Consider the following 13,783-nt stretch of genomic DNA (forward strand, 5'->3'; position numbering starts at 1 on the left):
TAACCGGTGGGGGCCCCGACTGACACCCGGCCGGACGACAACCTCCTGCCGCGCAACCTGCCGCCCGACGTCGGTGAGTTCACCGGCCGGGACGCGGATGTGGCCGCGATCCTGCGAGTGGGCACCCAGCCTTACAAGCGCACGGTCGTCGTTTCCGGCTTCGGTGGCGTCGGCAAGTCCGCGCTGGCCGTGCACGCCGCGCACAAGCTCACCGACCAGTTCCCGGACGGACAGCTCTTCGCCGACCTGCGCGGGGCAACCGGCCGCGAGGTCGACGCGCATGAGGTCCTCGGTCGATTCCTGCAGGCACTGGGCGTCCCCGCGCCCGCCGTCCCGGTCAGCACGGACGAGCGGATAGAGCAGTACCGGTCCCGGATCGCCGGCCGCCGGATGATCATCGTGCTGGACAACGCCCGTGGCGAGTACCAGGTCCGCCCGCTGCTGCCGGGTGACCACAGCAGTCTCGTCGTGGTGACCAGCCGGTCGCGGCTGACCGGGTTGGACAACGCCGAGTCGATCGAGTTGAACTTCCTGCCGATGGACGCGGCGATCGAGCTGCTCAGCCGGATCATCGGGGCCGAGCGGATCGAGAGCCAGCGCGCCGAGGCCGAGCGCATCGTCGAACTCTGCGGCGGGCTGCCGCTCGCGGTCCGCGCGGCGGGCGCGAAGCTGCTGGCCAGGCCGCACTGGCCGCTGAAATCGCTGGTCGTGCGGCTGTCCGACGAGCACAGGCGGCTGGACGAGCTGACCGTCGGCGATCTGGCGATCCGCTCAAGCCTCGGGTTGAACTACGCCGAGCTGGACGAGCAACAGCGCCGCGCGTTCCACCTGCTTTCCGTGCTCGACCTGCCGGACTTCGGCTGGTGGCCGGTGGTGCCGCTGCTGGACGTCTCCCCGCAGGAAGCCGAGGACATCGTCGAGCACCTGGTCGACCTGCGGCTGCTGGAAGTCGCGGGGGTCGACGCGATCGGCCGGGTTCGCTACCGCCTGCATGACCTCGTGCAGCTGTTCGGTGCGGAGCAACACGAGTCCGGTGTGGGGATGGCCGCCGCGGTCACCCGCACGATGAACACGTGGATGCTGTTGATCAACGAGAGCAGCCGCGAGATGCCGCGGGTGACGGTGGCACTGCGGCCGCCGACATTGCCGGACGTCACCGTCGACCCCGCGTTGATCGAGGACGTCCGCGCAGATCCCGAGGAATGGCTGAAGTCGGAGTCCGCCGCGGTCGTGCGGATGGTCGAGCGCGCGTACGAGCTGCGGATCAACTACAACACGATCGTGTCCCTGGCGGCGTTTCTGGCCACGCCGTTCTCGGCACGCAACGAGTTCGACGAATGGCAACGCACGCAGGAAGTCGCCCTTGAGGTGACCAGCGCGGTCGGTGACCAGAACGCCGAAGCGGTCGTACTAGCCGGGCTCGGCCAGCTGCACGCGGAGAAAGACGACTTCCCCGCCGCACTCGAACACTTCCGTAAGGCCGCAAAGCTCGCCGTGATCATCGGTGACGACGCCACGTTCGCGGCGGCGTTGGTCGGGATGGGCACTGTCCACCGCGAGTTCGCTGTCACGGGCGCTGCCGTCATCGACCTGACCGTCGCGGCGGCGCTGGGCGAGGAGATCAACCACCTCGGTGTGGTCGCGGTCGCGAACTACGGTCTTGGCGCGATCAGCCGCGACAAGGGCGACATCGCTGCGGCGACGGCCCAGTTCCAGCGCTGCATCGAGGTGTACCAGAAGGCAGGTGACCAGCGCGGCGCCGCATTGTCGTTGCGCGGCCTGAGCCTCTGCCACCGTGCCGTCGGCGAGTACGCGCCCGCGGCGGAGCTGGCCGCACAGGCAGCGACCATCCTCGAAGGTCTCGGCGACGACCTCGGCGCCGCGTACGCCCGTCAGTCATGGGCGAAGGCCGCATTGCGGCTGGGCGATCACGCCGAAGCCGCCGAGACGCTGGCGAATTGCCTGGAGACGTGTACCCGCAGGCAAGACCGGTTCGGCATGGCACTGATGACCCGGACCCTCGGCGAGCTGCGGCTGGCGTCCGGTGATCTGGCCGCCGCGAAGGACACACTGACCTCCGCAGTGGACCAGTGGGCCGCGTTGGACCTGCCGCTTTGGCAGGCGCGCACCTTGCGCGACCTCGCGGCCGCGACCGTCACCGACGAACCGGCCGCCGCCGAAGAGCACTGGGCCAGGGCCCGGCAGCTGCTCGAAGGGACCGAAGCACGCGAGGTGACCGAACTCGCAGCGACGACCCCGGCGGAGTGGCTCGCAACAGTACGCGGCTGAGAGAAAGCGCCAGTGGTGGCGCTGACCGCCTAGCAGAACGAGCGTCTCGTTCCCATCGCCGCCTTCGGCCCCGCCGGTCCGGCTACGCAGTGGATCGTCAACCAGCCTGGTTTCAGCCTGGCAACAGCGCGACTGTACGAGCAGCTGTACGGGCGACCGTTACCCTCCGGATAGCAAGAACACGCAGCGTGGTGAACGTTTTTCCGGGTCTACGACGATGTTGGGGATCATGACCGGCCTTCGTTACGGGGTACTGGGCCCGCTTGAGGTGGTCCGCGGCGGCAAACGCGTCGCGATCAACGGGCCCAAGCTGCGCGTTCTGCTGGCCACGCTGCTGCTGCAAGCCAACGCCACCGTCTCGATGGACCAGCTCGGCGAGCGGATGTGGGGTGAACGCCCGCCTTCGACCGCGCGCAAAAGCGTCCAGCTGTACGTGATGCGCCTGCGCCGGACGCTCGGCGACGACTCGGTGATCGAGACACGTCCGGACGGTTACCTGCTCAACGCCGAGCCGGAGCAGGTCGACATCCTGCGGTTCCGGCGGCTGACGGTGCAGGCCAGGGAGGCGGCCCGCGCCGGTGACCTGCTCGAAGAGCTGAACAGGCTGAACGACGCGCTGGCGTGCTGGCGCGGCCCGGCGCTGAGCGACGTGCCGTCGGAGTCGTTGCAGCGTGAGACGGTCGCCGAACTGGCCGAAGACCGGCTGCGGACCGAGGAACGACGGATCCAGGTACACCTGGACCTGGGCAGGCACCGCGAGGTGATCAGCGAACTGGTCCAGCTGACCAAGGACCACCCGTGGCAGGAGCAGTTCTGGGTACAGCTGATCCAGGCCCTGCACCGCTCGGAACGGCTCGCGGACGCACTGGACACGTACCGCACTGTGCACCGGAAGTTCCGCGACGAGCTGGGCATCGACCCAGGTCCGCAGCTACAACAGGTGCACAGCATGATCCTGGCCGAGCGCCCGGACCTCAACGGCGAGACGCCGCCCCCGTGCGCTGCGCCGATCAACCAGCTCCCGGCGGACCTGCGTGACTTCGTCGGCCGGGTGGACGTGGTCGAGAAGCTCAGCAGTATGCGCGGCCCGATCACCGTGGTGTCCGGACCGCCCGGTGTCGGCAAGACCGCGTTCGCGCTGCACGTGGCACATCGGCTGCGCGACCGCTTCCCCGACGGCCAGCTGTACGTGAACCTCCAGGGCTATGCCTGCGATCCGCCGCTGGCTCCGGCGACCGTGCTGACCAGGTTCCTGCGGGCGCTCGGTGTGGGACGTGAGGAGATCCCGGTCGATCTGGAAGGCCAGGCGGCCCTGTTCCGGAGTGCGTTGACGGCCAAGCAAATGCTGGTGGTGCTCGACAACGCCATCGACGCCGAACAGGTGCGACCGCTGTTGCCCGCCGAACCCGGATGCCGGGTGTTCATCACAAGCCGCAGCGACCTGCGTGGCCTTGCCGTGAACCCAGGCGCGGATCACCTGCCGCTGGACGTGCTGACCGAGTGGGAGTCCCGGGCGGTGCTGATCGAGCTGATCGGTGAGTCCCGTGCCGAGGCCGAGCCGGATGCGGTGGCGGAGCTGACGAAGGCGTGCGCACACCTGCCGCTCGCGTTGCGGATCGCCGGCGCGAACCTCGCGGCCAACCCACACCGCCGAATCGCCGACTATGTCGTGGAAATGACGCAGTCCGGGCGGCTCGCCGAACTCGCGATCGACGGCGACGAGGCGTCGGCCGTCCGGGTCGCGTTCGACAATTCCTACTTGCGGCTCAGGGAAAGCGACCAGACACTGTTCCGGTTGCTCGGCCTGACACCAGGTCCGGACATCAGCGTCGGTGCCGCGGCCGCACTGTCCGGCGAATCGCTCGCGGAGACCAACCGAGCGCTCGACCGGCTGACCGCGGCCGCTTTGTTGCAGCGGGAATTCGGTGGGCGGTACCACTTCCACGACCTGATCCGTGAGTACGCCATTTCGCAGAAAACCCCGGCGGACTCGGTCACCGCGCTCACCCGGCTGATCGATTACTACCTGCACACCGCGGATACCGCCGCGCGCATGCTGTATCCGGCAACGCCCCGGCTGCCACTGCCCGAATCGAGCGCCGCCCCGGCACCGATCACCGAAGCCACGGCGCTGCGGTGGTTGGACGACGAACGCTACAACCTCGTCGCTGTTGTGCCATGGGCCGCGGCTCACCCCGTACTTCGGTCCTATGCCTGGCGTCTCGTCGACGTTCTGCGTGGATATCTGCAGGCGCGTGGGCACGACCGGGAAACACTCACCGGGTTCGAGGCCGCCTTGGCGGCCGCGCGGGAAGCGGGCGAACCGGCCGCGCAGATCTCCATGTTGGACGTACTTGGCCTGATGTCCTACAACCTCGCCGACTACCAGCGGGCGATCGACTACCACAGCCGAGCACTGGCGGTCGCCGAAGAGATCGACGACCTCAACGCCGCCGCACAGGCACTGCACAACCTCGGCCGGATCCACATCCAGCAAGGCCAGCCCAAACTGGCCGAGGACTGTCACCGGCAGGCACTGGAAGCCGCGCGCAAGACCGGGAACCTGGCAGCCGAAATCCTGGCGCTGAACTACATCGGCGTGGCACACACGTCCTCCGGGCGCCCGGCCTTGGCGTTGGAGTTCCACGAGCAATCGTTGGCGCTGAGCCATTCGAGCGGCAACCGCACCGCTGCTTTCCGCGCCACCAACGGCCTCGGCATCGCCTACTGGAACCTCGGCGAGCTGGACAAAGCGGTGGCGCTGCAGCAGGAGGTGCTGGAGTACTGCCACGAGATCGGGGAACGCTTCGGCGAACTGATCACCCTGGTGTGCCTGGCCGAGATCCAATGCGATCTGGAGAACTACGACACGGCATTGAGCCACGCGCAAAAAGCCATCGCGTTGAGCACCAAGATGAGCGAACGCCGCAGCGAAGCAGGCGCACGCGAGATCATCGCGACCGTCCACAGCAAAACCGGAGCATTCCGCCGCGCGATCGCCGACTACACCGAAGCCCTACGCCTGGCCCGGCAAATCGGCTTCCGCTACGGCGAAATGTCCATCCTCATCGGACTCGCCGCAGCCCACCGCGGCCTCGGCGACGCAGAACTGGCGCTGACGTACAGCGAACAGGCGCTGACAAAATTGCGCGCAGGCGGCCAGTTGCTGCTTGAGGCGAGGGCTTTGACAGAACTGGCGTACGCCCATCTCGCCCTCGACCACCGAGACACCGCCAAGCAGTACATCGACAGCGCGATCAGCCTGGCCAGGGAACGCGGTCAACGGTTGACCGAGGAGCAAGCCCTGCGCATGAAATCACTCCTCACCAACACCTAGGTCGCCCGAAGCGTTCACCGACCCCGATTCAGTTCTTGGTCAGCCGCAGCACGCCGGAGCTGCCCTCCACCGCGACGGCGGTGAACTGGATTTCGTTGTACTTCATGAAATCGCCTTGGTTGGGGCCGGAGCTGACGGTCCCGGAGAAGCCGGAATCGGCAAGCAGGGTGATCGATATGCCTTCGGCCCCAACCGCCGAGACTTGCACCGTTGCTGGTCCCTTTGACGTGTTGACTCGGATCCGGCTGCCTACGTTGACCAGGACCTGACAGGCACCATCTCGGCATGACGCATAGTTCTTGCCGTCCGGTGCCGTCATGGGCTGGCCCGCAAGTGGCGGTGCCGCAGGCGTTGTGGACGTGGTCGGCGGAGCCGAACTGGATGTCGTTGGTGTCGTCGTGGTTGTTGTAGTTGACGTGGTTGTGGTTGGCGGTTGCGTGGTTTGGGGAGCCGTCGAGCCGCAAGCTGTGAGCATCCCGGCCACCAGTATTGAGGCAATGGCCTTCATGGTTTTCCTCACGCGGGGGTGATCAGGACTGTGACGGTGTTGTTCTTGGCACGTTCGCGGGCAGGGAAGAGCGGTGTGGCGCCAGCGCTTCGAACTACGGCTGGCATTCCGAGGGCATCAGCGACCGTTTGTGCCCGTGCGAAGCCGAGTTCGGTGGGGTTGCGGGGTCGGTTGTCGGTATGGCCGGTGATTACCAGCGATACCGCGAACGGCTTGAGTTGTGCCGCGAGTTCGGCGACCGCCGCCGCGCCCGAAGTGGACAGTCGGGCGTCCCGGTTGAACAGGGCTTCGTTGAACGTCACCAACACCGCGTCACCCTGACGGATCACCGCGAAGGCTGGACTGTTCAAAGCCTTGGCCATAGTCACGACCGGAGGCTCGGCGTTCAGCTGGGCGCGTACCGCATCCAACTGACGGGTCAACTCGGCGTGCTGCGCAACCAGGCCGGACATGTCCGGTGGCGGTGCCGGTGGTGGCGTGGTCGGCAACAAGATCCCGACAACGCCGACACCTGCGGCGACGACGAAAGCAACAGGCCACATTGGGCGGCGGCGGAAACGCTTGGCCTGCAACGCGGCGATCCGCCGCTTGCCCTGGACGGCAGCCTCATCGGCCGGGTCCAGCGATTGCACGCGCGACCAGCACTCGTCCGCATCGCCGAGTGCGCCTTGCTGGGCGTGGACTCGGGCGAGCAGGTCAAGTACGCGCGGGTCATCGCTGGATCGGCCGCCAAGCTCCGCCAGTGCCGACATGGCCTGCTGGTAGTCGCCACGACGAGCGGACTCGAGGGCTTGTGTGAGTGTCATCGGCGAGACCGAACGGTCGACGGGGCAGTGTCGTCAGGCAATGGCCGGTCGGGTGGGATCAGGCGGGCGAGCTCGTTGGCGATCGACGTGAGGCGTCCGTTGTCCCCACGCAGCTTGGCGTCCTCGCCTTCGCGGATCAGTTGCCGGACACGGGGGTCACGGCTGTCCGCGAAATGTTCTTTGAGCGAGTTGAACCGGATCGCGGGCAGTTCACCGGTCGTCTCCAGTACGCCGACGCCGATCCTCCGCAAGACCTCGATCTGGTGGTTGACCACCGTTATGTCCCCGGCTTTGGCCGCTTCGTCAAGTTTGCGTTCAGCGTCACGGGCGTCTCGTTTGGCGTTCGCGTCACCGATTTCCTCGGTCAAGTCCCTGACCCAGCCGCGCATGTCCTTGGCTTCGGCGAGCAACCTGGGCAGCTGGGCCGCTTCTTCCGCCTTGTCCAGCAAGGCTTCCGCTTCCCTGATCGAGGCTGCCGCCGACGCCGGCGCGTCCGGGTTGACGTCCGCGGTGTCCAGGCTCTGCCGGATCTTCTCCAGCAGCTTGCGTTCCTCCAACTCCCGGATGAACGCGTTGGGCTCGCTGGAGAGCCGGGCGTACTGCTTCTCCAGCGCGGCGAGGTGCCGCCGGAGGTCCGAGACGCTGGGAGTGTCCGAGCGGCCGAGCTCGACGGCGATCTCGAACTCCTCGTCCAAGATCGGCACATAGGCGTCGACGTGCGGGGTGAAGCTGCGGTCGATCGTGATCGACACCTCGATCTCGCTGCCAGCGGGCACATCGCGGTTGATCTCGTGCGGCCGGATGTCCAGCTGGCCGATCACGGTGTTGCGGTCGGCCCTGGGCCGTTCGCCCTCGATGATCGGCACACGGATCAGACCGGCGCCCGCGCCACGCCGGACATCCACTGTGGACTCAAGCACGATCCGTTTGCTGGCTGGCAGCTCGGCGTTCTTGTGCAGGATCCACTTCACCTCGTTGCCCTCAAGCCAGACACCGACCGAGTGGCTCAGCGTGGACTCCCCGCCCTCCAAGGTCATTCGCTGGTACGAGGTGCTGGCAGGTGAAGTCGGCAGCAGCTCACCGGCAGGCGCACGGAACTCGATGTCGAAGGTGTTCGACGCTTCCTGCGCGTGCAACCGGGTCGTGAACGTCCCGGCGCTGGTCAGCGGAACCTGACCACTGCGCCACGCAGGCTGATGAGCGTTGTTGACGAACTCGATCGTGAACCCGGTCCAGTCATCCCGGCTGTCGTCCACCGCCCGGCCGCCGACCAACGGGTCGGTCCCGCGGCCGGTCGGCTGGTGCTCGAAGTCCAGCCTGACCTGGCCAGCTTCGACCGGTGCCTGCACCACGTCACGCGGAATGCGCTGGGTCCGCGCGAAGATCGCAGCGCCACGAGCGACCACGGTCACCGGGTCCAACGTGTGGTCGAGCGGAATGCCAAGGCCTTCAGCCGGATCGGCCAACAGCGTGCGAAGCGCGGGCGCCATCGTGGCGCCACCGACGAGGATCACGCGGTCGATGTCGCCCGGCTTGAGGCCCTTCTCGGACAACGCGCGGCGGCAGAGCTCCACGGATCGCCGGTACAGCGGCATCGCCAGCCGTTCCACGTCCGTACGGCGGACCACGGTCTCGAACAGCAACCGCCGGTCGTTCTCGTCCGTCAGCTCGACGGCGACTTCGGCGACGTCCACCCGGGACAGTTCGATCTTGGCGTTCTCCGCGGCGATCTTCAGTTTGCCGACGTTGCTGCGCCACCGCGGATGCTCCCGGTCCATCGCGGGCAGATCGCCGTCCACCGCCATCGCCGGGATGAGCAGCTCGTCCACAATGGTCCAGTCGATCAGCTTGCCGCCGAGGAAGTTGTCCCCGGCGTGGTTGACCACAGTGAACTCGCCGTGCAGAACCTGTACCACAGCGGCATCGAACGTGCCGCCGCCGAAGTCGTAGACCAGCCAGAAACACTTCGACGGAACGCCAGCGGCCTGCGCGCTGTATGCCCAAGCCGCCGCGGTGGGCTCCTGCAACAGCGGCGCGAAGTCCAAGCCCGCCAACGCCGCTGCCCGCCTGGTGGCGTCACACTGGTCCAGTTCGAACGCGGCCGGGACCGTGATCACCGCGGCGTGGATCTCCTCACCGAGCTTGTTCCGGACGTCCGCGCGCAGCGACTTCAACACTTCGGCGGACAGTTGCTCCGGCGACATGCTGCGTCCTGAGTCGCCGAAAACCCTTGGCTTGTCGCGCATGCCCATTTGGAGCTTGAACTCGGCGTGGGCGTTCAGCGGGTCGGCTTCGACTCGGTCGCGAGCCTTCTTGCCGACGAACACGCTGCCGCTCTTGCCGATGTACACGGCCGATGGCGTGTAGTCCATCTCCATGTTGTTGCGCACGACGGTCCCGTCCGAGCCCGTCGACACCGCGATGGCACTGTTCGTGGTACCGAGGTCGATACCGAAGTCGACGGTTTCACGCGTCATGCTGTTGTGCTCCTTCACCTTCGGGTTGCGCCACCACGACCTGTCCGATTTGGATGCACCGGCCGGCCCGGTACACCGAAGGCCGCACGGTTTCCGCGACCGTTTCGGTCACGGTTCCCGGCCGCGGCTCATAAGCGATCACGTCAAGAGCGAGGCCAGGGTGGAACGGCATGCCGTCGTGGTCCTGGACCTGCACTCCGGCCTCGGCCAGGCTTTCCTGCGCGGCCTGTGCGTGCCGGGAAGCAAGCCTGCGCGCGCGGGCCGCGTCGCCGTTCTGCTCGGCGGTGAGCTTCTTGCTGACTCGCCACAGGTTCGTCGCCAGATCGGCCATCGCCGAGTCGTCCGACGGCGTCTCCACGATCTCCGGCGGCGGTTCGCCCGGAAGCTCGGGATAGGACTCCGGGATGCGGAACTCGATGGGAAACCTCCGCTGCCGCCAGGCGCCCCGCTTCACCGGTTCACCTTCCCCAACGCCCAGAAATGCATTCGAAGCCGACGGATCCCGACCACCACAATGGAGAAGGCGAGAAACACAAGGGCCCACGGGACCTGCCCCGGGATCAGGTCCTGGACGGCCGCGGCGAGGAAATAGCTCAGCACGACAACCCGCCACCAACGGGCGACCGGGCCGACCGGGATCTTGGCGTGCATGCGTCCCTCGCTGGTCAGGTACGCCGAGAACGCGATCAGCGGGATCCAGGCGAACGTGAACCAGTACGTCGACGTGAACTGGAAACGGTTGTCCCGCCTGCGCTGGCTGTAGTACTTGGTGCCGATGCCGAGGATGCTGATGGACAACGGCGCTCGCTTGACATCGCCGCCGACCCGTTTGTCGTTGGGCGGGATCGACGCCAGCGCCTGCTTCACCTCGCCATCCGGCAACACCCTGAGCAACGCCCGGCGGCGCCTCGCGGCCTTGTTGACCTTGCCGCGGTCGCAGTCCGCGCGCATTTCCCGTGTCAGCTCGGAAAGCCGGATGACTTCGAGGTTCTCGTTGATCAAGTCGATCGTCGCACGCAACCGCGCATATCCCTGAGCCTGTTCGAGCAACCGCACGGCCTCAGCAGGGTTGTCCGTGACCCGGTCGTCGGCGATGGCACAGTTGTTCACCGCCAACGCGACCTGATCGCTGAGTGCCACGGTCAGTTCGTCATCCTTGCCCAGCAACGCGTTGATCACCACCAAGGGCGCATGCGCCTTGGCCAGCAAGGAATCTGCCATGGCAACGGCCTTGCTCTCGTCTGCCTGCACGACATCTTTCGTCGTCTCGCATGCCTGCGAGATCTGTCGTTCGGCTGGACGGACCGCGTCGCGCAACGCGCTGTCGACAGCCTCGTCCGGCAGCCGCGAGTCGTCCAGCACCTCGACGAGGCGGTCGGCTGCCTCGACCCCCAACGAGGCAGCCCGCACCGCGAATTCGGCTGTCACCGCGGCGATGTGGTACGGCAGCCGGTCCCTGAGCCGTCGCACTGTGCCGGTGGTCAGCCGTGGGTCGTCGATCTGCTTGACGCGTTCCCTCGCGAACGCCCAGGACTCCGGGTTGGCGAAAACATCGGCCCAGGCGTCGAGGCTGATCTTCCACAGCGAGTCCAGCCGCGGCTCCTGCTTGAACGGCCCCTGGCTCTCGGCCGCGACAACCTCGCGATGCTCGTCCGGCGCCCACCGCCACAGCAACTCGTGTGCGAGACGTGCGACCGGGTCACGCATGGTCTCGAAGGCAGTCCGGATGGCGTCGGCGTCCAGGTCCGGGTTGAGGCGGCTCTCCAGAATCGCCTCCTCCCGCCTGCGCCGGATCTGTGCGGCGGTCGCGTCCACCGGCAGGCCGGTGACGCCGAAGATGTTGCCCCGGTAAAGATCGGGGCCGGTCACGGCGCGCAGCACGTGATCCAGGTCAGTCGCGGTCTGCATCACCGCACAGCTCCCTCATACTCGACCAACTGCCTGGCGAGCACCATCGCGTTCGGCGTGCGTCTCGTCGGGTTGGGCGCCAGGGCATCAAGGACGATCTCGTCAAGCGCTCTGTCCACTTCGAAATTGAGCGCACTCGGGCGCGGCGGCGTGGTTCGCCGCGACACGCCATCGGGATACGGGTATGTGTCGGTCAGCAGGAGATACGCGACCGCGCCCAGCGCCCAGACGTCCGAGGCACAGGATTCCGCTTGCGCGCCAAGGAGTGATTCGGGCGGCGAGAACGCCAGCGTCACTGAGCCACGAGGTTTGCACGGGTCGGGGTTGGCCACTTTGGCCAGCCCGAAGTCGCTCAGCCTTGCTCGTCCTGCTTGGTCGATCAGGATGTTCTGCGGGGTGATGTCCAGGTGCAGGATCGGCGGCCGCTCCTGGTGCGCGGCGGCCAGGCCTTGGGCCACTTCCCTTACGGTTCTTACGGTTTGACTCTTCGGCAGTGGGACCGGGCGGGGGTTCGCCCAGTTGCGGTGCAGGGTTCCGCCGGGGACGTACTCCATCGTCAGGAAGCTTCTGGTGCCTGCCGTGGTCTGCAGGGTTCCGGCTTCGTAGACCCGGACCACGTTCGGGTGCGTCAGGCGGGTGAGCAGGGCGGCTTCCGCTTGCGGGCCTTGGGTTTTGAAGACTTTCATCGCCTGCCTGCCGAGGTGCGGGTGCTTCACTCGGTAGACCTCGGCGAACGCTCCTTCACCGAGGTAGCGTTCCACCCGGTAACCCGGGACTTCTTTTCCTTCCTGCAGCAGTGCCACCCTCGCCTCCCCTTGTTCCGGGTCGGCTGAACTGTAGGGTCACACCACTGGGACCCCTCCCAGCGTCCTACGGGCGGAGGGCGGCCAGAATCAACGGGTGCCGGAACCGGAACAGGTGCCCGGCCTCGACCAGGAACCCGACCTCCTCGGCCTCCTCGACCGGCCCGACGAGCGAAGTGACCGGCACACCCATCGCCGACGCCACCGCACCGAGGTCGAAAGCCTCGCCCACCGAAGTCGCCTCACGGAGCAACTGCTGAGTCTCGGCGGACAACAACCCGAACCACCGCCGGACAACATCCTCAACGGAAGCAGAATCCCGGATAGCGCCAAGGACATCCAGGGCGAACCCCGGGTTCCCAGCTGTGAGCTCCGCGAGGGGTGTAGCACCGTCGCAGCCGATCAACGTGACGATGTCCGGCGCGGACAACCCGGACAGCCGAAGCACTTCGCCGCCGCCTGGACCAACGCTGGCCCGGAGCCGGTCGATCTCGGTCCGTCGAGGCAACGGCCGGCAAGCCGCCACCACGAGCAACGCCTCCACCTGGGCCTGCTTGCTCAACCGGTGCCAGGCCAACAACCCCGCCTCGTCCAAGTCCTGCAGATCGTCGACGACCACCACCGCGGGCCCGCTCACCGTGGCGGCGTCCTGCGGCGATCCCCACACCACCTGTACGCCAGTGTCCGCGAAAGCCGTAGCCAACAGTGCGGACTTCCCCGTCCCAGGCCCGCCCTCAACCCACACGGTCCCGCCACGCCCCTGGCCCAGCGCGTCCAGTCGCGCCCGCAGAACACCCAACTCACGCTCTCGCCCCACGAACGCCGTAGGTCGCGAGGGACGAGCAGGGGCCGTACGAGGGACCTCGGCGATCTCGTCGTGAACGCGCCGCAGGGCTGCCCCTGGTTCAATCCCCAGCTCGTCGACCAGCCGCTGCCGGGTCTCGTCGAACACGGCCAGCGCCTCATCGGAACGCCCGAACCGGGCCAAAGCGGACATCAAGAGCCCGGTCAGCGACTCCCGAAGCGGATGCTCACCGACCAACCGCTGCAGCTCGGGCACCACGAGCGGATCTGACGCCGCGATCAGCGTTTCCGCGTGTCGCTCCAACGCCGCCAGCCGCAACTCCCCCAGCCGCTGCCGCTGAACGGTGGCGAACGGCGAATCGACCCCGCCCAACGCGTCCCCGTTCCACAAGGCCAGTGCGGCATCCAAAGCGGCCCGGGCCGCGGCGACGTCTCGGCGGTGCCACGCCGCCTGCGCCGTCTCGCGCAAGGCGTCGAATTCGTGAACGTCCAGCTCAGCGGGACCCAGGCGGAGTGAATAGCCCGATCGCTCGGAGACGAGGACCTGGGTATCACGGCCCAGCGCGAGGCGCAGCCGCGAGATGTAGCTGTAGAGGCTCTTGCTTGCTCCCGGCGGCACCGAGTCGCCCCAGACCGCGTCCATCAGGGCTTCCCGGGACACCACCTGGTTGGCGCGCAGCGCCAGGACCGTGAAGACCGCGCGTTGCCTGCCGGGACCAAGGTCGATCTCGGCCGCACCCCGCCAGGCGCTGACCACACCCAGCAACCGGACGCGCAGGGATTGTGACACCCGGAGATCCTACTGGGTGCTTACGGGCAAGTTTTGCCCGACAAACGGCTCCGAACTGGGC

General features: G+C 67.2%; 10 protein-coding genes. 3 read left to right on the forward strand and 7 right to left on the reverse strand.

Annotation, left to right across the window (positions count from 1 at the left end; all coding sequences use genetic code 11):
- Positions 1-6: 6 nt before the first annotated feature.
- Positions 7-2,289, forward strand: a complete 2,283-nt coding sequence (locus tag B9C43_RS20785) for a tetratricopeptide repeat protein (RefSeq protein WP_084428563.1) — start codon at positions 7-9, stop codon at positions 2,287-2,289.
- 229 nt (positions 2,290-2,518) lie between these two features.
- Entirely contained in the window at positions 2,519-5,626 is a 3,108-nt protein-coding gene (locus B9C43_RS20790) for an AfsR/SARP family transcriptional regulator (RefSeq protein ID WP_084428564.1), read from the forward strand.
- A 28-nt stretch (positions 5,627-5,654) separates the two neighbouring features.
- Here B9C43_RS20790 and B9C43_RS56765 read toward each other — a convergent pair whose 3' ends face one another.
- Positions 5,655-5,834: a hypothetical protein gene (locus tag B9C43_RS56765; RefSeq protein ID WP_160096610.1), complete on the reverse strand. Its 180-nt coding sequence runs from the start codon at positions 5,832-5,834 to the stop codon at positions 5,655-5,657.
- 77 nt (positions 5,835-5,911) lie between these two features.
- Between B9C43_RS56765 and B9C43_RS59610 the strand changes: the two genes are divergently transcribed.
- Complete coding sequence (locus B9C43_RS59610) at positions 5,912-6,037, forward strand: hypothetical protein (RefSeq protein ID WP_268811574.1); 126 nt, start codon at positions 5,912-5,914, stop codon at positions 6,035-6,037.
- A gap of 105 nt (positions 6,038-6,142) precedes the next feature.
- Here the strand turns inward: B9C43_RS59610 and B9C43_RS20800 are convergent, their stop codons facing one another.
- From B9C43_RS20800 to B9C43_RS20825, 6 genes are all read right to left on the reverse strand, one after another.
- A complete protein-coding gene (locus B9C43_RS20800) occupies positions 6,143-6,940 on the reverse strand; it encodes an OmpA family protein (RefSeq protein WP_084428566.1) in 798 nt (265 codons plus the stop codon).
- On the reverse strand, positions 6,937-9,417 hold the full coding sequence (locus tag B9C43_RS20805; RefSeq protein WP_084428567.1) for an Hsp70 family protein: 2,481 nt from the start codon (positions 9,415-9,417) through the stop codon (positions 6,937-6,939). Before B9C43_RS20805 ends, B9C43_RS20800 begins: the two co-directional genes overlap by 4 nt.
- On the reverse strand, positions 9,407-9,871 hold the full coding sequence (locus B9C43_RS20810; RefSeq protein WP_084428568.1) for a hypothetical protein: 465 nt from the start codon (positions 9,869-9,871) through the stop codon (positions 9,407-9,409). Before B9C43_RS20810 ends, B9C43_RS20805 begins: the two co-directional genes overlap by 11 nt.
- On the reverse strand, positions 9,868-11,325 hold the full coding sequence (locus B9C43_RS20815; protein ID WP_143446481.1) for a hypothetical protein: 1,458 nt from the start codon (positions 11,323-11,325) through the stop codon (positions 9,868-9,870). Before B9C43_RS20815 ends, B9C43_RS20810 begins: the two co-directional genes overlap by 4 nt.
- Positions 11,325-12,128 carry a serine/threonine-protein kinase gene (locus tag B9C43_RS20820; protein ID WP_084428570.1) on the reverse strand — a complete coding sequence of 268 codons (804 nt, stop codon included), beginning with the start codon at positions 12,126-12,128 and terminating at the stop codon, positions 11,325-11,327. The genes B9C43_RS20815 and B9C43_RS20820 overlap by 1 nt, the downstream gene beginning before the upstream one ends.
- A gap of 67 nt (positions 12,129-12,195) precedes the next feature.
- On the reverse strand, positions 12,196-13,722 hold the full coding sequence (locus B9C43_RS20825; RefSeq protein WP_084428571.1) for an ATP-binding protein: 1,527 nt from the start codon (positions 13,720-13,722) through the stop codon (positions 12,196-12,198).
- Positions 13,723-13,783 lie beyond the last annotated feature (61 nt).

Source organism: Kibdelosporangium aridum, from assembly GCF_900176515.1.
In the GTDB taxonomy this organism is placed as follows: Bacteria; Actinomycetota; Actinomycetes; order Mycobacteriales; family Pseudonocardiaceae; genus Kibdelosporangium; species Kibdelosporangium aridum.